The sequence below is a fragment of the Xanthomonas sp. NCPPB 901 genome (genome assembly GCF_056725085.1).
In genome coordinates this window covers 4,557,493-4,577,623 of the sequence record NZ_CM161511.1, presented here as the reverse complement: position 1 = coordinate 4,577,623, position 20,131 = coordinate 4,557,493, and the positions used below count along the sequence as shown (strand labels likewise).

The 20,131-nt window shown below is 71.5% G+C and carries 16 protein-coding genes; 9 read left to right on the top strand and 7 right to left on the bottom strand.

The window, feature by feature from the left end:
* Positions 1-29: 29 nt before the first annotated feature.
* Positions 30-965 carry a LysR family transcriptional regulator gene (locus AC1PME_RS19435; protein ID WP_481096757.1) on the bottom strand — a complete coding sequence of 312 codons (936 nt, stop codon included), beginning with the start codon at positions 963-965 and terminating at the stop codon, positions 30-32.
* Positions 966-1,020: 55 nt separating this feature from the next.
* Positions 1,021-1,947 carry a hypothetical protein gene (locus AC1PME_RS19430; RefSeq protein WP_481096756.1) on the bottom strand — a complete coding sequence of 309 codons (927 nt, stop codon included), beginning with the start codon at positions 1,945-1,947 and terminating at the stop codon, positions 1,021-1,023.
* Positions 1,948-2,150: 203 nt separating this feature from the next.
* Here AC1PME_RS19430 and AC1PME_RS19425 point away from each other — a divergent pair, with 203 nt between their 5' ends.
* Complete coding sequence (locus AC1PME_RS19425) at positions 2,151-3,362, top strand: MFS transporter (protein WP_429002462.1); 1,212 nt, start codon at positions 2,151-2,153, stop codon at positions 3,360-3,362.
* Here the strand turns inward: AC1PME_RS19425 and yccS are convergent.
* From yccS to purH, 5 genes are all read right to left on the bottom strand, one after another.
* The gene (gene yccS / locus AC1PME_RS19420; RefSeq protein ID WP_481096755.1) at positions 3,307-5,529 is read right to left on the bottom strand and encodes a YccS family putative transporter; all 2,223 of its coding nucleotides are present in this window, start codon (positions 5,527-5,529) and stop codon (positions 3,307-3,309) included. The genes AC1PME_RS19425 and yccS overlap by 56 nt on opposite strands.
* Positions 5,530-5,596: 67 nt before the next feature.
* Positions 5,597-6,274: a uracil-DNA glycosylase family protein gene (locus AC1PME_RS19415; RefSeq protein WP_481096754.1), complete on the bottom strand. Its 678-nt coding sequence runs from the start codon at positions 6,272-6,274 to the stop codon at positions 5,597-5,599.
* Between the two features lie 749 nt (positions 6,275-7,023).
* Positions 7,024-8,313 carry a phosphoribosylamine--glycine ligase gene (purD, locus tag AC1PME_RS19410; protein ID WP_481096753.1) on the bottom strand — a complete coding sequence of 430 codons (1,290 nt, stop codon included), beginning with the start codon at positions 8,311-8,313 and terminating at the stop codon, positions 7,024-7,026.
* A 303-nt stretch (positions 8,314-8,616) separates the two neighbouring features.
* On the bottom strand, positions 8,617-9,483 hold the full coding sequence (locus tag AC1PME_RS19405; protein WP_481096752.1) for a hypothetical protein: 867 nt from the start codon (positions 9,481-9,483) through the stop codon (positions 8,617-8,619).
* 11 nt (positions 9,484-9,494) lie between these two features.
* Entirely contained in the window at positions 9,495-11,078 is a 1,584-nt protein-coding gene (gene purH, locus AC1PME_RS19400) for a bifunctional phosphoribosylaminoimidazolecarboxamide formyltransferase/IMP cyclohydrolase (protein ID WP_481096751.1), read from the bottom strand.
* A gap of 348 nt (positions 11,079-11,426) precedes the next feature.
* Between purH and AC1PME_RS19395 the strand changes: the two genes are divergently transcribed.
* From AC1PME_RS19395 to AC1PME_RS19360, 8 genes are all read left to right on the top strand, one after another.
* The gene (locus AC1PME_RS19395) at positions 11,427-12,041 is read left to right on the top strand and encodes a CDP-alcohol phosphatidyltransferase family protein (RefSeq protein WP_307546931.1); all 615 of its coding nucleotides are present in this window, start codon (positions 11,427-11,429) and stop codon (positions 12,039-12,041) included.
* Positions 12,042-12,103: 62 nt separating this feature from the next.
* Entirely contained in the window at positions 12,104-13,858 is a 1,755-nt protein-coding gene (locus tag AC1PME_RS19390; RefSeq protein WP_481096750.1) for a bifunctional alpha/beta hydrolase/class I SAM-dependent methyltransferase, read from the top strand.
* Entirely contained in the window at positions 13,855-15,192 is a 1,338-nt protein-coding gene (locus tag AC1PME_RS19385) for a phosphatase PAP2/dual specificity phosphatase family protein (RefSeq protein WP_481096749.1), read from the top strand. Before AC1PME_RS19390 ends, AC1PME_RS19385 begins: the two co-directional genes overlap by 4 nt.
* Entirely contained in the window at positions 15,189-15,638 is a 450-nt protein-coding gene (locus tag AC1PME_RS19380; RefSeq protein WP_481096748.1) for a hypothetical protein, read from the top strand. The genes AC1PME_RS19385 and AC1PME_RS19380 overlap by 4 nt, the downstream gene beginning before the upstream one ends.
* Positions 15,635-17,110 (top strand): TIGR04222 domain-containing membrane protein, encoded by a 1,476-nt coding sequence (locus AC1PME_RS19375; protein WP_481096747.1) that lies wholly within the window; start codon positions 15,635-15,637, stop codon positions 17,108-17,110. Before AC1PME_RS19380 ends, AC1PME_RS19375 begins: the two co-directional genes overlap by 4 nt.
* The gene (locus AC1PME_RS19370) at positions 17,110-17,763 is read left to right on the top strand and encodes a CDP-alcohol phosphatidyltransferase family protein (RefSeq protein WP_254459440.1); all 654 of its coding nucleotides are present in this window, start codon (positions 17,110-17,112) and stop codon (positions 17,761-17,763) included. Before AC1PME_RS19375 ends, AC1PME_RS19370 begins: the two co-directional genes overlap by 1 nt.
* The gene (locus AC1PME_RS19365) at positions 17,760-18,392 is read left to right on the top strand and encodes a lysophospholipid acyltransferase family protein (RefSeq protein ID WP_307546925.1); all 633 of its coding nucleotides are present in this window, start codon (positions 17,760-17,762) and stop codon (positions 18,390-18,392) included. The genes AC1PME_RS19370 and AC1PME_RS19365 overlap by 4 nt, the downstream gene beginning before the upstream one ends.
* Positions 18,389-19,363 (top strand): phosphatidate cytidylyltransferase, encoded by a 975-nt coding sequence (locus AC1PME_RS19360; RefSeq protein WP_481096746.1) that lies wholly within the window; start codon positions 18,389-18,391, stop codon positions 19,361-19,363. The genes AC1PME_RS19365 and AC1PME_RS19360 overlap by 4 nt, the downstream gene beginning before the upstream one ends.
* The last annotated feature ends 768 nt before the right edge of the window (positions 19,364-20,131 follow it).

The following is a 20,131-nucleotide window of genomic DNA, read 5'->3' as shown; positions in this document are numbered from 1 at the left end:
CCTTTGCGAACGCGCGCAGCCTAGCAGGTTCACCGCGCGCGCAGGCGCGGCGCGCGGCGGCCCGCTCCGGCGCTGCCGGCCGCGGTGTGCGGCGCTTTGTGCTGCGCGCGCAGCAGGGCGATGAAGGCGCGCGCGGCCGGGGTCGGGTCCGGCCGCCAGACCGCATAAGTCAGGAAGCGGAAGCGCTCGCGCAGCGCCACCGTCGCCACGCCGTGCATGCCCGCGGCCATGGTCTGCGGCACCACCGCCAGGCCCAGGTCCTCGGCCACCAGTTGCCGCTGCAGGTCGGCATGGGTGACCTCGTACTGCAGGCGCTGGCGCAGGCCGGCATCGGCGAAGGCGCGGTCGATGATGCCGCGCACGCCGGCGCCGGGGATCAGCCCGGCCATCGGCGCGTCCTCCAGCTCGCGCAGGGAGACCTCGCGGCGCGCGGCGAAGCGGTTGCCCGGCGCGGCGATCAGCGCCAGCGGTTCCTCGTGCAGCAGCAGGTGCTGCGGCGGCAGCGCCACGTGCGGGCCGACGCCGATCAGGGCCACGTCGAGCCGGCCTTCGCCCAGCTCCAGCAGCAGCGCATCGCTCATGCCGGTGCGCAGGTGCACGTCCACCGCGCTGTGCGCCTCGCGGAAGCGGCGCAGCACCGCCGGTACCTGCACCGCGTTCAACGAGGAAATCTGCCCGATCTGCAGGCGGCCGCGCACCGTGCCCAGGGTCTGCGCCATCTCCTCCTGCAGGCGCTCGGCCGCGCGCAGGGTGGCCCGCGCGTTGTGCAGGAACACCTCGCCGGCGGCGGTGGCGCGCACCCGCCGCGCACCGCGCTCGAACAGGCGCGCGCCCAGTGCCTGTTCGATCTTGGCGATCTGGTGGCTCAGCGCCGACTGCACGGTGTGGCAGCGGCGCGCGGCCGCGGTGAAGCTGCCTTCCTCGGCGACGGCGACGGCGAATTCGAGCTGGCGCAGGGTCAGCATGGCGGTGCGCGGAGTGCGCCGCAGGCGCGCCGTGCGCTCGGTCGCGGTGCGCGACTCATGTTTGCCGCTCCAACCGCTTGCGCCATTGCTGGCGCAGCCACAGGCGGATGTTGTAGCGGCGCTTGCGGCTCATCCACGGGTAGCGCAGGGTCATGTCGAGCAGGCCGCGCAGCGTATCGAGCCGGTGCGCGCGCGCCGGCAGGACGTCGCAGCGCACCGAGATGCGGTCGCAGCCGGCGTCGTGGGTGCGGTGGATGACGTCGGCGCGCATGATCAGCAGGTCGCCGACCGCGAGCTGCGGCACCACTTTGTGCGCCTCCAGGTCGACGCCGATTTTCCAGCCGGGGCTGGCGTCGTGCAGGTCCTCGATCGCATACCAGTCGCCGACGGCGATGGCCTGGCCGGGAAAGCGCAGCTTGAACCAGTCCAGCGTGTCGGCCTCCACGCAGCGGAAGCGCAGCGCGCCGCGGCCCTGGATGCGCCGGTGCAGGTGCGGATCCAGGCGCGCGACCACGTCGTCGGCGACGATGGCCACGTTGGCCAGGCTGGCGTCGGGCTTGAGCACCGGCATGTAGCAGATCAGGTAGTTGCGGTGGTCGCCGTGCAGGAAGTAGCTGAAGTGGTCCAGGTGCCAGTTGAGCGCGCCGCCCGGGGCGGTCTTCGGATCGCGGTGCTGGTCGAACGGCAGGCGCAGGCTCGGCGCGGCATGGCTTTCGCGGATGCGGATGGCGCAGTATCCGAAGCGGTCGGGGGCGATCGCCAGGCCCATGGCCGCGGCGACCGGCGGCACCGTGGCGGCGATGCGCGCCTGGATCCGGCGCATGTCCGCCGCCGGCAGGTCGCCGATCACGCCGTCGTGGAACTTCTCGGCGCCTTCCAGGAAGCGCAGCAGGCTGTCGGGAATGTCGCCTTCGGCCAGGAAGCCGCGGACCACGGCATACCCTTGCTGGCGCAGCGCGTCGGCGATGTCGGTGCTGAGCATGGTGGCGCGTTCCCCCCGGACGTGTGATGGCCAGTGTGCACGTGGCGGGGCACCGCCGCGGCGATCCGGCGCGATGGCCGGCGCGACCCGATGCCGTCGCCACGCTATCTCAAAAACAGATGGATGTGGTGAAAAAAATGCGTTGGAAAGATCGCTGCCATCGCCACAGACTGCGCTCCCTCTCCTCGATCCGGTTCCTGTCCATGGAAACGACCTCGCATTCGCCGATGCGCCGCGGCCTGGTGCTGCTGATGGCCATCGCCACCGGCCTGGCGGTGGCCAGCAACTACTATGCGCAACCGCTGCTGGAAGTGCTGGCGCAGACCTTCGCCATCGACGTGCGCCACGCCGGCGCGGTGGTCACCACCGCGCAGCTGGCCTATGCCGCCGGCCTGTTGTTGCTGGTGCCGCTGGGCGACCGCTTCGAGCGCCGCAGCCTGATCGTCGGCCTGTACGCACTCAGCGCGGTCGGCCTGCTGGTCAGTGCGATGGCCCACAGCTTCGCGCTGCTGCTGGTCGGCACGCTGATCACCGGCCTGAGTTCGGTGGCCGCGCAGATCCTGGTGCCGTTCGCCGCGACCCTGGCCGCGCCGCACGAGCGCGGCCGGGTCATCGGCACGGTGATGAGCGGCCTGCTGCTGGGCATCCTGCTGGCGCGCACGGTGTCCGGCCTGCTGGCCGGGGTCGGCGGCTGGCATACCGTGTACTGGGCGGCGGCGGCGCTGATCCTGCTGGTGTCGGGGCTGCTGTGGCGCGGCCTGCCGCGGCACCCGGGCAATCCGCAGCTGTCCTATCCGCACCTGATCGGCTCGGTGCTGGCGCTGTTGCGCGACGAACCGGTGCTGCGCGCGCGGGCGGTGCTGGGCGGGCTGATCTTCGCCGGCTTCAGCATGTTCTGGACCACGCTGGCATTCCTGCTGTCCGGCCCGGACTACCGCTATGGCACCGCGACCATCGGCCTGTTCGGGCTGATCGGCGCGGCCGGCGCGTTCGCCGCCAACCTCTCCGGCAAGCTGTCCGACCGCGGCGCCGGCCACTGGGTCGGCTGGGGCGGCTTGGCGATGCTGTTGCTGTCGTGGCTGCTGCTGCTCGGCGCGCCGCACTCGCTGTGGCTGCTGCTGGCCGGCGTGCTGTTGCTGGACGTGGCGGTGCAGGGCGTGCACATCGGCAACCAGAGCGTGATCTATCAACTGAACCCGGCCGCGCGCAACCGCATCACCTCGGCCTACGTCACCTGCTACTTCATCGGCGGCGCGGTCGGCTCCAGCCTCGGCACGGCCGCCTATGCCTACGCCGGCTGGCGCGGGGTGGCGCTCGGCGGCGCGGCGCTGGCGGTAGCGGCGCTGCTGTGGATGGGGATCAGCGTGCGGCCGGGGCAGCATGCGCCGACGCCGGCGGCGCCGGCGCGGCGCTGACCGCCTGCGCGGCGGCGCGCAGCTTGGGCAGCAGGCGCAGGGTCAGCGCGAGCTGGTTGCGCACCAGCCGGCGCTTGGCCTCGTCGATGCCGTCCTCGCGTTCCAGCGCCTCGGCCAGCGCGATCTCGGCCGGCTCGTCGGCGGCCGGCAGCGGGCGCCGTTCGCTGAGCGCGTCGGCCAGCGCGCCCAGCGCCTGGGTCAGGTACTCGCCGGCGCGGGCGATGTCCGGATCGGTCTCGCCGGCCAGCGCGGCGCGGTGCGCGCCCAGCGCCGACAGGTAGCCGAGCAAGGTGTTGGACAGGGCCAGGAAGCGGAACCCGGCATCCAGGTTGCGGCGATAGCGGCCGGGCTCGCGCAGCATGTTCGACAGCGCCACCGACAGCGCGGCGTCGGCGTTGTGCATGTCGCGGCGGGCGATGCGGTAGGGCAGGTCGTCGCGCATGCCGCTGCGGTACTGTTCCAGCACCTGCGCCAGGTAGCGCGCGCTGCTGGACAGCACCGTCGCCAGCACCTGGTTGAGGCGCCGGCCCTGCCAGTCCGGCAGGATCAGGAACGAGGCGGCGGCGGCGATCGCGCAGCCGATCAGGGTGTCGAGCAGGCGCGGCCAGATCAGCATGAAACCGTTGCCGATCAGGTTGAAGCAGAACAGCGCCATCACCGTGATCGCCGCGGTGGCGAGCATGTAGCGGTCGGTGCGGGTGACGAAGAACACCAGGGTGCCGAGCAGGGCGAACAGCAGTTGCAGCTCGGTGCTGGGGAACAATTGCATCAGCGCCCACGCCGCGCCCAGGCCGATCAGGGTGCCGGCGATGCGCTGGGCCAGGCGCAGGCGGGTGGCGCCGTAGTTGGGCCGGCACACGAAGGCGGTGGTCAGCAGGATCCAGTAGCCGTTGCTGGCGTGGATCGACCGCATGATGGCGTAGCCCACCACCAGCGCGATCGCCATGCGCAGGCCGTGCCGGAACAGCACCGAGCCGGGCGTGAGCTGCTGGCCGAGGCGCCGCAGCATCTCGCGCAGGGTGTGCGGCGAGGAGTCGCGCAGGCGGGTGTCGAGGGTGTCGCTGGTGGCGTCCGACTGCGCGGCCTCGGCCAGGCGCCGCTCGATGCTGTGCAGGTTGGTCACCAGCAATTCCAGCGAGCCGAGCAGCCGCGCCTGCCGTGGATCGGCGCGCGCGTGCAGGAAATCCAGCGACTCGCGCAGGTCGGTGGTGGCCTGCTGGGTCTGCTCGCCGTAGTCGAACGGCTGGCGCAGCCGGATCGCCTCGCCCAGCGCCGCGCAGGCCTTGCCCTGCAGGGCCAGCAGGCGCTGGCAGCGGTACAGCACGTCGCTGTGGAAGAACGCGTCGGTCAGCGCCTCGTACGGGTAGTGCGAGGAACTGGCGCGCTCGTGGAAGTCCTGCGCCATGTAGTACAGGCGGAAGTACAGGCCCGACTGCACGCCGGGCCGGCCGGAGCGGCCGAAGCGGCTGATGATCGCGGTCTTGGCCGCGTTCAGCGCCGCCACCACCCGCGCGTTCTGCTCGGCCAGCGCCAGCCGCCGCGCGTGCAGGTCGCTCTGCCGCACCGGCTCGAACAGCGCCGCCTTCAGCCGCAGGTAGCGGCCCAGCTCCAGGTACAGCCGCGACAGCCGCTCGCGCACCGGCCGGTTGGCGAACAGTATCGTCCACAGCACCGACAGCACCGCGTACCAGCTGGCGCCGAGCAGCAACAAGGCCACGCCGTGCCAGGCGCTGCCGCCGACATGGCCGGCCTGGTTGCCGTGGTCCAGGCCGATCATCGCGTAGATCGCCAGCGCCACGGTGGCCTGGGCGATCGAGGCGTAGCGTTCGCCGAGCGCGCCGAGCAGGGTCAGGGCGAAGGTGGACAGCGCCAGGCCGGCCGCGAACGGCCACGGGTACGGGAACAGCAGCACCACCGCGGCCGCGGCGGCGGCGAAGCACAGCAGCGACAGCAGCACCGACTTGATCCTGCCCAGCCAGTTGTCGTCGGTCTCGGCGATGGCGCTGGCGATGGTGCCCAGGAAGATCGCCGGCACCGCCTCCAGTTGCTGCTGGTGCCAGCACACGCCCATCGCCACGGCCAGCGCGATGAACACGCGCAGGCCGTAGCTGGCCTTTTCGTGGGCCCACAGGCGGCTGAGGCGGGTTTCGATCGAGGGAGTCGGCACTGCAACACGATAGCGCACCGTCGCTGTATGCGATCCCCCTCCAGAGGGTCCGTCTACGCGAGCGCGCTCAGATTTCCAGTTGTCGCAGGCGAGCGTCCAGCAGCGCCGGGAAGCGCGTGTACCAGGTCTGGTTGAGTGGCGAGGGATGCGGCAGCGGATACAGCGTCACGCGGCGAGTGCGGCGGCCGTCCTCGCTGCGCAGCTCGACCTCGGCCTGCGCCTGGAAGCGGTCCTCGCGTGCCCAGAACGTGTCCAGCGCTGCGCGCACGTCCGGCGGCTGGTCGATGCCGAACCACAGGAAGGCCTCGCGGCCGAGGGTGAGGATGGCCTGGCCGCGCCACTGTTCGAGCAGCAGGCGCCGCATCAGCGGATGGAAGCGCCGCTTCACCGGCATCGACCAGGCCTTGTTGCCTAGCGGCTTGTACGGCACGGTGTTGAGCCAGAAGGCGACGCGGCCGGCCTCAAGCCCGGCGGCGAAATCGGGCATCTCCGTCCCGCCGTGCAGGTGCCGGTACAGCGCCTTGCGCACCAGCTGGCCGCCGCTGCCGACGAAGGGTTCGCCGTGTTCCACCTCGCTGCGGCCCGGGTCGCGGCCGAAGATGCAGATGCGCGCATCGCGGCGGCCGAGGCCGATGATGGGATCGAGCGGATCCTTGCCGTAGGCGGCGTAGACCGCGGTGTCGATGCCGTCGGTCTGCGCGGCGAGCGCGCGAAAGCGGGTGCGGAGGGCAGGGGAGAGAGCCATGGGGCGTGCGCGAATCGGTGGGGATCCAGGCTAGCGCAGCGGCGATGGTGGCCGCGTGCGTGCTTCCACGTGGGATCGGTGTGCTCTTGTGGGAGGGACTTCAGTCCCGACGAGGGAGATTGTCAGCTGGCTTTGGACTTCACTCGTCGCGGCTGAGCCGCTCCCACAAGGAGTTGGTCGGGCGTCCTTGTGCGAGGGACTTCAGTCGCCACGACGGGTGGTGTCAGCCGGCTTGGGGTTGCACTCGTCGCGGCTGAAGCCGCTCCCACAGGGAGTTGGTCGGGCGTCCTTGTGGGAGGGACTTCAGTCCCGACGAGGGAGATTGTCAGCTGGCTTGGGGTTTCACTCGTCGCGGCTGAAGCCGCTCCCACAAGAAGTGGGCTGGGAGTCCTTGTGGGAGGGACTTCAGTCCCGACGAGGGAGATTGTCCGCCGGCTTTGGACTTCACTCGTCGCGGCTGAAGCCGCTCCCACAAGGAGTTGGTCGGGCGTCCTTGTGCGAGGGACTTCAGTCTTCACGACGGGTGATGTCAGCCGGCTTGGGGTTTCACTCGTCGCGGCTGAAGCCGCTCCCACAGGGAGTTGGTCGGGCGTCCTTGTGGGAGGGACTTCAGTCCCGACGAGGGAGATTGTCAGCCGGCTTTGGACTTCACTCGTCGCGGCTGAGCCGCTCCCACATCGGGTCATGTGCCCCGTGGTTGTACTTCGCGGCGTGCTGACTGCGAATGCTGACGCACACTCTCGCGCTACTTACGCCCCCTGCTCGCGCGCGATCGCGCGCCAGCCGATGTCGTGGCGGTGGAATTCGCTGGCCCAGTGGATGCGCTCCACGCCGGCGTACGCATGGCGCTGCGCCGCGGCCACGCTGTCGCCCAGCGCCGCCACGCACAGCACGCGGCCGCCGGCGCTGAGCACGCGGCCCTGCGCGTCCAGCGCGGTGCCGGCATGGAACACCTTGGCGTTGGCCGGCACCGCGTCTAGGCCGGTGATCGGCTCGCCGGTCACCGGGGTCTCCGGATACGGTGCGGCGGCCAGCACCACGCCCAGCGAGGGACGCGGATCCCAGTGCGCCTGCGTCGCGTGCAGGCGCTCGTCGAGCGCGGCCTCGAGCAGGTCGAGCAGGTCCGACTGCAGGCGCAGCATCACCGGCTGCGTTTCCGGGTCGCCGAAGCGCACGTTGAATTCGATCACCTTGGGCGCGCCGCTGGCGTCGATCATCAGCCCGGCGTAGAGGAAGCCGGTGAACGGCACGCCGTCGGCGCGCATGCCGCGCACGGTCGGCTCGACCACCTCGCGCATCACCCGCGCGTGCACTTCGGGCGTGACCACCGGCGCCGGCGAGTACGCGCCCATGCCGCCGGTGTTGGGGCCGGTGTCGCCGTCGCCGACGCGCTTGTGGTCCTGGCTGGTGGCCATCGGCAGCGCGCTGTGGCCGTCGACCATGGAGATGAAGCTGGCTTCCTCGCCATCGAGGAATTCCTCGATCACCACGCGCGCGCCGGCGTCGCCGAAGGCGTTGCCGGAGAGCATGTCGCGCACCGCGGCCTCGGCCTCCTCTAGCGACATCGCCACGATCACGCCCTTGCCGGCGGCCAGGCCGTCGGCCTTGATCACGATCGGCGCGCCCTTGTCGCGGACGTAGGCCAGCGCCGGCTCGACCTCGGTGTGCGCGGCGTAGAACGCGGTGGGAATGCCGTGGCGCTGCAGGAAGTCCTTGGCGTAGGCCTTGCTGCCTTCCAGCTGCGCGGCGGCGGCGGTGGGGCCGAAGATGCGCAGCCCGGCGGCACGGAAGCGGTCGACCACGCCCAGCACCAGCGGCACTTCCGGTCCCACCACGGTCAGCGCCACGCCTTCGTCCTGGGCGAGTGCGAGCAGGCCGTCGAGATCGTTCACCTTGACCGCCACGTTGCGGCACTTCGCTTCGCCGGCGGTGCCGGCATTGCCGGGCGCCACCAGCACTTCGTCGACACGGGGGGACTGGGCCAGCTTCCAGGCCAGGGCGTGTTCGCGGCCGCCGGAGCCGATGACGAGCAGTTTCATGGTGTTGAGTTGTCCATTCCAAGAAATAGAAGAAGCGCCAACTTGAAGAGGAAGCCTAGCCAGATTTCGAGTTTGCGCAGGCTTTCGGTGGTTTCGGTGAGATAGCCGCGACGGTCGATACAGCGAAGTTTGCGATTTCCTGCCATGGTCAGTTCCCGCGAAGGTCTGACTGGACAAGCTAAACATCCCTCAGGAGCAATCAACGGTCGCACACTGTAAAAATCCTAGGTACACGCCGCGCCCTGGAAGCACTCCCCGCCAATCGCGGGGCTGGTGGCGCAGGGTCGAGACGGCGCGCCCGCCTCACGTGCAGCCCTCGCGCTGCAGCGCCTCGGGGAAATGGTAGGTCCAGGTCTTGGTGTCCAGCGCGAAGCGGTGTGTGCGCTGCACCTGGCGCTGGCCGCAATCCACGCCGGTTTCCTCGATCAGCAGCGGCCACACGCGGGCGGCATGGTCGCGGTCGTCGAAGCGCAGGGCGTAGTCGATGGCGAACTGGCCGGCCTTGCAGTCCGCCGCCGCGTCGGCGGCATCGCAGTCGGCGGCGGCGGCGTTGTCGATATGGCTGCGTACGCTGCCGGCGTCGACCAGGCCCTTGGGGCCGGGCAGGATCAGGGTCTGCGACTGCAGCGCGTAGCCCTGGCCGAACCAGCCGTCCTCGACGCGGAACCCGTAGAAATCGCTGCCGGCGCGGACGATGCCGACTTCGCCCGGCTGGCCGTTGCTGCCGTAGGTATCGCCGGTGCGCTCGGCGGTGACGGCCAGGCCCTGGCCGTCGGGACGCAGCACGTAGAAGTCGATGGTGCCCGGGTCCGGGTGGCCGGCATCGCGCAGTGCGCCGCAGACCGCGAGCAACTGCTGCCAGCCGTCGCCGACGACCACCGGCTGTTCGGCGCAGACCTGCCAGTCCACCGCGTGGCTGGCGCCGTCCTGGGTCCAGTGCCCCGGCCAGTGCCCGGCCAGCGTCGCGGTGCTGCCGTAGCGCTGCTGCAGGAATGCCTGCAGCAGCGCGGTGCGGCTGACGTGTGCCGGCGCCGCGGCGTCGGCGGGCGCGGCCGCAGCCGCAGGCGCCGCGGTCGATGCGGGCGTCGTCTGTTTGCAGCCGCCCAGCACGAGGGCGCCGGCCAGGGCCAGCGCGGCGAGCGGACGCGGTGCGACAGCGGACAGGCGCATCGCTCCGGAACTCAGTGGCGGAAGTGGCGCACGCCGGTGAACACCATGGCGATGCCGTGCTCGTCGGCCGCGGCGATGACCTCGGCGTCGCGCATCGAACCACCGGGCTGGATCACCGCCTTGATACCGGCCGCCGCCGCGGCGTCGATGCCGTCGCGGAACGGGAAGAACGCATCGGAGGCCATCACCGAGCCTTCCACGGCCAGGCCGGCGTCGGTGGCCTTGATCCCGGCGATGCGCGCCGAGTACACCCGGCTCATCTGCCCGGCGCCGACGCCGATGGTGCGATGGTCCTTGGCGTAGACGATGGCGTTGGACTTGACGTACTTGGCCACCTTCCACGCGAACAGCAGGTCGGCGAACTGCGCCTCGCTCGGCGCCAGCCGCGTCACTACCTTCAGCGCCTCGCGCGGCACCACGTGGGCGTCGCTGGTCTGCAGCAGGATGCCGGAGCCGACCCGCTTGCTGTCGATGCCGTAGGCACCGTTGCCGGCGGGGATGCGCAGCACGCGCACGTTGGCCTTCTTCTTGGCGTACTCGAGTGCGGCGTCGTCGTAGTCGGGGGCGATCAGCACCTCGACGAACTGGCGGTCCAGGATGACCTTGGCCGTGGCCGCATCCAGCCGCCGGTTGAAGGCGATGATGCCGCCGAAGGCGCTGGTCGGGTCGGTGGCGTAGGCCAGTTCGTAGGCGTCGCCGCAGCCGGCGCCGACCGCCACGCCGCAGGGGTTGGCGTGCTTGACGATGACGCAGGCCGGCGCGTCGAACTGGCGCACGCATTCCCAGGCCGCATCGCTGTCGGCGATGTTGTTGTAGGACAGTTCCTTGCCCTGCAGCTGGGTGAAGGTGGCCAGGGTGCCGGGGGTGGGGTGGAGGTCGCGGTAGAACGCGGCCTGCTGGTGCGGGTTCTCGCCGTAGCGCAGTTCCATCACCTTGACGAAGCTGGAATTCATCTGCGCCGGGAACGCGCTGCGCGCCGGCACCGCGGCGTCGCTGGCGGTGACCGCGGACAGGTAGTTGCTGATCGCCGCGTCGTACTGGGCGACGCGGTTGAACGCGGCCACGGCCAGGGCGAAGCGCTTGGCCGCCGACAGCCGGCCGTCGTTGGCCTCCAGCTCGGCCAGCAGTTCGGCGTACTGCGCCGGGTCGGTGGCCACCGCCACGCGGGCGAAGTTCTTGGCCGCCGAGCGCAGCATCGCCGGGCCGCCGATGTCGATGTTCTCCACCGCCACGTCAAGCGTGCAGTTGGCATCGGCGGTGACCCGCTCGAACGGATACAGGTTCAGCACCAGCAGGTCGATCGCGGCGATGCCGTGTTCGGCCATCACCGCATCGTCGGTGCCGGCGCGGCCGAGCAGGCCGCCGTGCACCAGCGGGTGCAGGGTCTTGACCCGGCCGTCCATCATTTCCGGGAAGCCGGTCAGCTCGGACACGTCCTTCACCGCCAGCCCGGCCTCGCGCAGCGCCTTGGCGGTGCCGCCGGTGGACAGCAGCTCGACGTTGCGCGCGGCCAGCGCGCGGGCCAGGTCGATCAGGCCGGTCTTGTCGGAAACGGACAGCAGCGCCCGGCGCACGGGCAGGAAATCGGAGGACATGGGGCAGGGACGGGGCAGCGGAACGGGCCGCCATTGTAGGCGCTGAGGCCCGCCGACGCCCGGCCGGCACGCGTGCCGGGCACGCGGATCGTGCACGCCGGGCCCGCTCCGGGCGTGTGCGCCGCGGGGTCGGCGCCCGCGGCGCAGGCGCGCTTCCGCGCTGCAGGCGCTGCCGGGCGGCCTCCTTCGACGTGGCGGCGATGCGCACAGGCCGTGCCGCCTCGCGCGCGGTCTGTGCCGTGGGCCGGGGCGGGTTGCCGGACGTGGCCGCACGCGCACCGTGGCGCGCGCGTCTCCTGCGATGCATTAGGCTGTGGCCGCCCCGCCCTCGCCGTCAGGACCACGCGCGTGTCGATCTATGCCCTCAAAGGACGTTTCCAGGATCTGCTGCGGCCCGGCGTGCGGGCGCTGCACCGGCTCGGCGTCACCGCCAACCAGGTGACCGTGGCGGCGGCGTCGATCTCGCTGCTGGTCGCCGCGGCGGTGTACGCGCAAGGCGCGGCGCAGCCGCTGTGGTACGCGCTGCTGCCGCTGTGGATGCTGCTGCGGATGGCCTTGAATGCGGTCGACGGGATGCTGGCGCGCGAGTTCGGCCAGCAATCGCGGCTGGGCGCCTACCTCAACGAACTGTGCGACGTGGTCGCCGATGCGGCGCTGTACCTGAGCCTGCTCGGCGTGGCCGGCGCCAGCGCCGGCGCGCTGTGGCTGATGGCGCTGACCGCGGCGCTGACCGAATATGCCGGCGTGCTGGGGCTGATGGTCGGCGCCAGCCGCCGCTACGATGGGCCGATGGGCAAGAGCGACCGCGCCTTCGTCGTCGGCCTGCTGGGGCTGCTGCTGGCCGGCGGCTGGATCGGGGCGGCGACGGTGAATGGAGTCGCCATCGCCGTGGCGCTATTGTGCGTGGCGACCGTGCTGCGGCGGGTCGCGGCCGGACTACGCGAGGCGGCCGCGCGCAGGTGAGCGCGGCGGCCGGTACGGACGCAGGGAACAGGGATTCACGGCAGACAGGACATCGGCAACGGATGCGGCAGGTCAACGAAAGCGAATTCGCCAGTTTCGACGGCACACGGCTGTTCTATCGGCATTGGCCGGCCACCGCGCCGGCCGCGCCGCCGCGAGCGGTGCTGCTGCTGCATCGCGGCCACGAGCATTCCGGGCGGGTGATGCACCTGGCCGAGGAGCTGGGCCTGGACGAGTGCGCGCTGTTCGCCTGGGATGCGCGCGGCAACGGCCGCTCGCCCGGCGCGCGCGGCGATGCCCCCGGCTTCCCGGCGCTGGTGCGCGACCTGGACCGCTTCGTCGCGCACATCGGCGAGGTCCACGGCATCGCCGTGCAGGACATCGTGGTGGTGGCGCAGAGCGTGGGCGCGGTGATCGCCAGCACCTGGGTGCACGACTACGCGCCGCCGCTGCGCGCGCTGGTGCTGGCCTCGCCGGCGTTCAAGGTCAAGCTGTACGTGCCGTTCGCGCGGGCCGGGCTGGCCTTGCTGCAGAAGTTGCGCGGCAACTTTTTCGTCAACAGCTACGTCAAGCCGCAGTGGCTGACCCACGACCCGGCGCGGGTCGACAGCTATCGCACCGATCCGCTGATCACCCGGCCGATCTCGGTGCGGGTGTTGCTGGGGCTGTACGCGGCGGCCGACCGCGTGGTCGGCGATGCGCAGGCGATCACCGTGCCGGTGCAACTGCTGGTGTCCGGCAGCGATGTCGTGGTGCACCGCGGGCCGCAGGACCGCTTCTACGAGCGCCTGTCCTCGCCGGTGAAGGAGCGCCACCTGCTGCCCGGTTTCTTCCACGACACCCTGGGCGAGCGCGACCGCGCGCCGGCGCTGGCGCAGATCCGCCGCTTCGTGCGCGAGCGCTTCGCCGAAGCGCCGGCGCTGCCCAGCCTGCGCCAGGCGCACCGGCGCGGGCCGACCTTCGAGGAAGCCGAGCGCCTGGCCTGGCCGCCCGAGCGCTACAGCCTGCAGGACCTGCGCTGGCGCGGCGTGCGCGCCGGCCTGCGCCTGGGCGGGCGGCTGTCCGAGGGTATCGCCCTGGGCCTGCAGACCGGCTTCGATTCCGGCAGCACGCTGGACTACATCTACCGCGACCAGGCCGCCGGGCGCGGCCCATTGGGGCGGATGATCGACCGCACCTATCTGGATGCGATCGGCTGGCGCGGCATCCGCGTGCGCCGCCGGCATCTGCATGAACTGCTGGGCCTGGCGATGCAGCGGCTGCGTGGCGCCGGCCTGCCGGTGCGCGCGCTGGACATCGCCGCCGGCCACGGCCGCTACGTGTTGGAGGCGCTGGCCGGCGGCACGCAGCGCGCCGATGCGATCCTGCTGCGTGATTTCATTCCGTTGAATGTGCAGCAGGGTCAGGCGTTGATCGCTGCGCTCGGCGCCTCCGACATCGCCCGCTTCGAGCACGGCGATGCGTTCGACCGCGACGCGCTGGCCGCGCTGCAGCCGCGGCCGACGCTGGCGGTGGTGTCGGGCCTGTACGAACTGTTCCCAGACAACGACCTGGTGCTGCGCTCGCTGCAGGGCGTGGCCGCGGCAGTGGAACCGGGCGGCTACCTGGCCTACACCGGCCAGCCCTGGCATCCGCAGCTGGAGTTCATCGCCCGCGCGCTGACCAGTCACCGCGGCGGCGCGGCCTGGGTGATGCGCCGTCGCACCCAGCAGGAGATGGACGAACTGGTGCGCGCGGCCGGCTTCCGCAAGCTGGAGCAGCGCATCGACGCGTGGGGCATCTTCACCGTGTCGCTGGCGCAGCGGATCGCGCCATGAGCGCGGCGGCCGCGCGGCCGTGGCGGCGTGCGCTGGCCTGGCTGGCGCTGCTGGGGCCGTTCTTCTTCCTCAGCTACGGCCTGGCCAACACCCTGGCCGCACGCCGCGCCGATGTCCCGTCGCTGCCGTTCGCCTGGGAAACGCACCTCCCGTTCTGGCCGTGGAGCATCGTCCCGTACTGGTCGATCGACCTGTTCTACGCGGCCTCGTTCTTCGTCTGCCGCACGCGCGCCGAACTGGACACGCATGCGCGGCGCCTGCTCACCGCGCAGCTGCTGGCGGTGGGCTGCTTCCTGTTGTGGCCGCTGCGCTTCGGTTTCGAGCGGCCGCCGACCGAGGGCGTGTTCGGCTGGCTGTTCGCGGTGCTGCTGGGCTTCGACAAGCCGTTCAACCAGGCGCCGTCGCTGCACATCGTGCTGCTGGTGGTGCTGTGGGTGCGCTACGCGCAGCACCTGCACGGGCTGGCGCGGCTGGCCTTGCACGGCTGGTTCGCGCTGATCGGGCTGTCGGTGCTGACCACCTACCAGCATCACTTCCTCGATGTGCCCACCGGCCTGGCCGCCGGCTGGTTGTGCGTGTGGCTGTGGCCCGAACGCATCGACCCGCCGTGGCGCGGCGCGGCGCCGGCGCGCGATCCGCGGCGCTGGCGTCTGGCCGCGCTGTACCTGCTCGGCAGCGCGGCCTGCGTGGCTGCCGCACGCGCGCTCGGTGGCGCCGGCTGGTGGCTGCTGTGGCCGGCACTGTCGCTGCTGCTGGTCGCGCTCAGCTATGCGCTGCTCGGACCGCTCGGCCTGCAGAAGCGCGCCGACGGCCGCCTGAGCCTGGCCGCGCGCTGGCTGTACGCGCCGTACCTGGCCGCCGCCCGGCTCAACGCGCGCGCCTGGACCTGGCGCGACCCGGCGCCGCGCGAGATCGCCGACGGCGTCTGGCTCGGGCGCATGCCCGGCCGCGGCGAGCGTGCGCAGTTTGCCGCGGTAGTCGACGTCAGCGCGGAGCTGTCGTTGCGCCAGGCGCAGGCGCACGACCGCGTGGTGCCGATGCTGGACCTGGTGGCGCCGCCGGCCGCGGCCTTGCGTGCGGCCGCCGACGCGATCGAAGCGGCGCGCGCGCACGGCCCGGTGCTGGCCTGCTGCGCGCTGGGCTATTCGCGCAGCGCGGCCGCGGTCGCCACCTGGCTGCTGCGCAGCGGACGTGCCGCCACGCTGGACGACGCGCTGGGGCTGCTGCGGGCGCGCGCGCAGCGGATCGTGCTGGGGCCGGCGCAGCGTGCCGCCATCGCCGCGGCCTGCGCCGCACCGCCGGCGCCGCTGCAGGCGCGGGAGGTGCCGGCATGAGCACGCCGCTGGAACTGCGCGCGATGGCGGCGGTGCTGCGCCAGGGCGCGCCGCTGGATCGGCTGTCGCTGGTGTTGCTGGCGACGGCCCTGCTGCTCGTTGCCTGGTATGCCGGTACCGGCGCCGTGCTCGCCGCGGCGCTGTGCGGAGGCTCGGCGCTGGCCGGCCTGCTGCAGCGCTACTGGGCGGCGCGGGTCGGGCTGGATGCGGATCTGCTCGAGGCGGTGCTGGCCGAAGCCGATCCAGCGCGCGCCGGTGCCGACCTGGACGCGGTGCTGCAGCGGTTGGGCCTGCTGCGTACGCTGCCGCCGCCGCGCGACTGGCTGGCGCGCTGGCAGGGCATGCGCGGTTTGCTGCGGCGGCAGGTGCTGTGCTTCGCCTTGCAGGCGCTCGCCTTGGTGTTGGCGCTGTGCATGGCGCCGGCCGGCTGGGAGGCGATGCGATGACGCGAACGCCCACGCCGCTGCGGCCGGCCGCGGTCGATCCCGATCACGCGGCGTTGTGGCAGCGTCTGCAGGCCGATGGCTTCGGCGAGGGCGAGACGGCGTTGCCGGCGTTCGAGCGCCGCGTCGCCGAGGAGGCCGGCGTGTCGCTGGCGCTGGCCGCGCAACTGGTCGAGGAGTACCGGCGCTTCTGCTTCCTGGCCTGCGTCGCCGGCGAGGAGATCACGCCAAGTCCGCTGGTCGACCAGGCCTGGCATGCCCATCTCACCGATACCCGCGAGTACTGGCAGCGGTTCTGTCCACAGGTCCTGCGCCGTACGCTGCACCACCATCCCGGGCGCGGCGACCCGGCCGACGCCGCGCGCTTCCAGGCCCAGTACGCGGCCACCCTGTCGCACTACCGGCACTACTTCGGCGAACCGCCGGCGGCGTGCTGGCCGGCACCGGCCGGCACGCCGCTGCTCGCGCCGGCAATGCGCCAGGCAAGCACGCGCGACACCGCGACCGCGCGCGGCGGCATCGCCCTTTGGGGCTGGATGCTGGGCGTGGCGCTGTTGTTCGCGGTGCTATGGCAGCGCCACGGCCCGCTTTCGCCGCTGCACTGGCCGGGACCGCCGTTCCTGCTGCTGTTCCTGGCCGGCATCGGCCTGGCCTGGAGCCTGGGCGCGCGTCTGCGCCTGGCGGTGCGCGCACTCCCAGGCGCGGCGCTCGATACGCCACTGGACGCCACCGAACTGGCCTACCTGGCCGGTGGCAGCGAGCGCGTCGCCGATCAACAACTGGCCTTGCTGCTGGCGGCCGGTGCGGTGCGCCTGCAGGCCGAACCGCATGTGCGCCGCCACGCGCGGCTGCGGCTCACCGGTGTCGCGGCACCACCATCGTTGCAGCGCGCGCTGGCGATCGTGCACGCGCATCCGTACCTGCAGCCGGCACTGGCCGCGTTGCAGCGCGACGTCGCGCCGCTGCGCCGGGCGCTGGTCGACAAGGGGCTGTGGCTTGGCCATGGACAGGCGTTGTGCGCGCGCCTGTTCGGCGCCGCACCGTTGCTGGCGCTGTGGACCATGGGCCTGCTGAAGCTGCGTATCGGCCTGCAATTGCAGCGCCCGATCGGCTTCCTGGTGGCAGCGATGGTGGTGGTCGCGGTCGTTGCGCTCGGCTTCCTGCTCACGCCGCCGCGGCGCAGCGTCGCCGGTGACGCCCTGTTGGCCGACCGCGATGCGGCCTGGCGCGACGGCGTCGCCGCGCCCTCGCTGGCGCCCGGTTCGCACCTGGCGTTGCCGCTGGCCCTGGCCGGCACCAGCGTGCTGATGACCACGCCCTGGGCCGACTACCACGCCTTGCGCGCACCGGGGCCCAACGGCCGTGGCGGCCGTTGTTCAACGACGAGCTGCAGTAGCTGTGGCGCTGGCAGCAGCGATGGCGGCGGCAGCAGTTGCGGGGGTGGTGGCTGCGGCGGGTGTGGAGGTGGCGACTGATGGCCGGTTCGACCTGGCAGGCGCGGCGAGCGCAATGGCGTACGCGGCTGGCGCTGGCGTTGCGCGCGCGCGGGGCTACGCCCAACGGCGTGTCCTGGAGCGGCCTGGCGTGCGCGGTGCTGGCCGCGCTGATGTTCGCCCTGGCCTGGCGCGAGCCGCCGGCCAATGCCGCCGCGTTGCTGGTGCTGGCGGCGCTGGCGCTGCAGGCGCGGCTGCTGTGCAACCGCCTGGACGGGCTGATGGCGCAGCAGGCGCAGATGATCGGCCGCGCCGGCGCGGTGTACAACGAGGCGCCGGACCGCTTGTCGGACGTGGCGGTGTGCCTGGGCGTGGGCTACGGCCTGCAGCCGGTGCTGGGCATCGGTGCGGAACTGGGCTGGGCCGCCGCCTTGCTGTGCGTGGGCACCGCCTACGTGCGCATGCTTGGCCTGGCCTGCGCGGTGCGCGAACCGCTGCAGGGACCGATGGCACGCGTGCAGCGCATGCATTGGCTGTCGCTGGCCGCGTTGGCGGCGGCCGCTGCGCTGTTGCTGCAACACGCCGCGCTGGCTCGCATGCTTCTTGCCGTGGCGCTGGCGCTGCTGATCGCCGCTGCCGCCCTCACCATCGTGATCCGTGTGCGCGCCATCGTGCGCGAACTGGAGTGGAAATGATCGCCCGCCTGATCGCCCGCGGCTGCAGCGCCGCGATCCGCCTGCTCACCGGCGCACGTGCGCTGTGGCGCGGCTGCATGCCGTCCAGCGAACGCCGCGTGTACTTCGGCAACCACGCCAGCCACGGCGATTTCGTGCTGATCTGGTCGTCGCTGCCGGCGCCGCTGCGGCGCGAGGTGCGGCCGGTGGCGGCGGCCGACTACTGGCAGCGCGACGCGCTGCGCCGCTACCTGATCCATGCGGTGTTCAACGGCGTGCTGATCGAGCGCGAGGCCGCGCAGCGCACCCGCGATCCGATCGACTGCCTGTGCGAGGCGGTCGACGGCGGCGGTTCGCTGATCCTGTTTCCCGAAGGTACGCGCAATACCCAGGACGGCCTGCTGCCGTTCAAGAGCGGCATCTACCACCTGGCACGGCAGCGTCCGGAACTGGAGTTCGTGCCGGTGTGGATCGACAACCTCAAGCGGGTGATGCCCAAGGGCATGTGGCTGCCGTTGCCGCTGCTGTGCACGACCACCTTCGGCGAGCCGCTGCGGCTGCAGGCCGGCGAGGACAAGCAGGCGTTCCTGGACCGCGCACGCGCGGCCTTGCTGGCGCTGGCGCCGGCACAGACGGAGGCGGCCCGATGAATCCGATCGCACTCAGCGACCACTTGCAGCAATCCTCGCTACGACAACAGACGGTGTGGCTGTTCCTCGGCATCGCCACGGTGCTGGTGGTGGCCACCCTGATCGCCGAGACCTTGCGCTGGCGTGCGCGCGGACGACCCAGCGCGGTGCTGGACAACCTGGTGGCGCGGATCCGCGCCTGGTGGGTGATGGCCGCGGTGGTGGCGCTGGCCTTCGCCTTCGGCCGGCTCGGCGTGATCGTGCTGTTCGCGCTGGTGTCGCTGTTCGCGCTGCGCGAATTCATCACCCTTACCCCGACCCGGCGCGGCGACTACTACGCACTGCTGGTCGCGTTCTACGTGGTACTGCCGTGGCAGTACTGGCTGGTGTGGAGCGACTGGTACGGCCTGTACACGCTGTTGATCCCGGTCTACGCGTTCCTGGTGCTGCCGATCCTGGCGACCATCGGCGGCGACACCACGCACTACCTGGAGCGCACCGCCAAGGTGCAGTGGGGGCTGATGATCTGCGTGTTCTGCATCTCGCACGTGCCGGCGCTGCTGAACCTGCGCATCCCCGGCTACGAGGACCGCAACCTGCTGCTGTTCGCGTTCCTGGTGATCGTGGTGCAGTCCTCGGACGTGTTGCAGTACGTGTGGGGCAAGCTGCTGGGCCGGCACCTGATCGCGCCGAAGCTGTCGCCGTCCAAGACCGTGGAGGGCTTTGTCGGCGGCATCCTCTCGGCCAGCCTGCTGGGCGCGGCGCTGTGGTGGATCACCCCGTTTTCGCCGCTGCAGGCGTTCGCGCTGGCGCTGGTGGCCAACCTGATGGGCTTCTTCGGCGGCCTGGTGATGTCGGCGATCAAGCGCGACCGCGGCATCAAGGACTGGGGTCATATGATCGAAGGCCACGGCGGCGTGCTCGACCGGCTGGATTCGGTGTGCTTCGCCGCGCCGGTGTTCTTCCACCTGATCCGCTATGGATGGGTGTGAGGGGCGGGGATGGGGGAGTCCGGTTTGGGATTTGTTGTGTGTCGCGCGCTGCGCATTTGCGTTTGCGTAGGAGCGGCGTTAGCCGCGAGGCTTTACCGATGGCGCATCGCTGCTGATCGCGCAGCGACAGGGCAAGCACTGCTCCCGCACATGCATCGCTGGTGGCGGGGGCTGGGTGCTGCAATCGCGCTTTTGCCGCGTTCGTGCCGTGCCGGGAATGTTGTGGGAGGGACTTCAGTCCCGACGCTTCAGCCGTGTCGCGTCGGGGCTGAAGCCCCTCCCACAGTGGCGCTTCGCGGCTTTCAGAGACTGGCTTTTCTTTGGAGTGGTTTGTCGCTCGATGCAGGATCGACGGCGCGATGTGAGTTCGCGCGTCGCGGCTGAAGCCGCTCCTACGGGCGTGTGGTCGTGGGGGCGGCCTGCGATGAACACCCGGGGATGCGATTCGCGCTTGCCGCGGTCTCGCCGCGCCGGGAATGTTGTGGGAGGGACTTCAGTCCCGACGCTTCAGCCCGTGTCGCGTCGGGGCTGAAGCCCCTCCGACAGTCGCGCTCCGCGGCTTTCGGAGACTGGCTTTTCTTTGGAGTGGATTGTCGCTTGATGCAGGATCGACGGCGCGATGTGAGTTCGCGCGTCGCGGCTGAAGCCGCTCCTACAGCAACGCTACGCGGTCTTCGCGAGCCGGGCTGTCTTGCTGTGTCGGATCGCTTGACAGCGAGGTCATGCAGGACAACATCCCGCATCCCGCATCCCGCATCCCGCATCCCG

Coding starts and splice junctions, on each gene's coding strand:
- AC1PME_RS19430 (WP_481096756.1), bottom strand. CDS start 1,947: ATGCTCAGCACCGACATCGCCGACGCGCTGCGCCAGCAAGGGTATGCC.
- AC1PME_RS19405 (WP_481096752.1), bottom strand. CDS start 9,483: ATGCGCCTGTCCGCTGTCGCACCGCGTCCGCTCGCCGCGCTGGCCCTG.
- purD (WP_481096753.1), bottom strand. CDS start 8,313: ATGAAACTGCTCGTCATCGGCTCCGGCGGCCGCGAACACGCCCTGGCC.
- AC1PME_RS19415 (WP_481096754.1), bottom strand. CDS start 6,274: ATGGCTCTCTCCCCTGCCCTCCGCACCCGCTTTCGCGCGCTCGCCGCG.
- AC1PME_RS19425 (WP_429002462.1), top strand. CDS start 2,151: ATGGAAACGACCTCGCATTCGCCGATGCGCCGCGGCCTGGTGCTGCTG.
- purH (WP_481096751.1), bottom strand. CDS start 11,078: ATGTCCTCCGATTTCCTGCCCGTGCGCCGGGCGCTGCTGTCCGTTTCC.
- AC1PME_RS19380 (WP_481096748.1), top strand. CDS start 15,189: ATGAGCACGCCGCTGGAACTGCGCGCGATGGCGGCGGTGCTGCGCCAG.
- AC1PME_RS19370 (WP_254459440.1), top strand. CDS start 17,110: ATGGCCGGTTCGACCTGGCAGGCGCGGCGAGCGCAATGGCGTACGCGG.
- AC1PME_RS19435 (WP_481096757.1), bottom strand. CDS start 965: ATGCTGACCCTGCGCCAGCTCGAATTCGCCGTCGCCGTCGCCGAGGAA.
- AC1PME_RS19390 (WP_481096750.1), top strand. CDS start 12,104: ATGCGGCAGGTCAACGAAAGCGAATTCGCCAGTTTCGACGGCACACGG.
- AC1PME_RS19385 (WP_481096749.1), top strand. CDS start 13,855: ATGAGCGCGGCGGCCGCGCGGCCGTGGCGGCGTGCGCTGGCCTGGCTG.
- AC1PME_RS19375 (WP_481096747.1), top strand. CDS start 15,635: ATGACGCGAACGCCCACGCCGCTGCGGCCGGCCGCGGTCGATCCCGAT.
- AC1PME_RS19360 (WP_481096746.1), top strand. CDS start 18,389: ATGAATCCGATCGCACTCAGCGACCACTTGCAGCAATCCTCGCTACGA.
- AC1PME_RS19365 (WP_307546925.1), top strand. CDS start 17,760: ATGATCGCCCGCCTGATCGCCCGCGGCTGCAGCGCCGCGATCCGCCTG.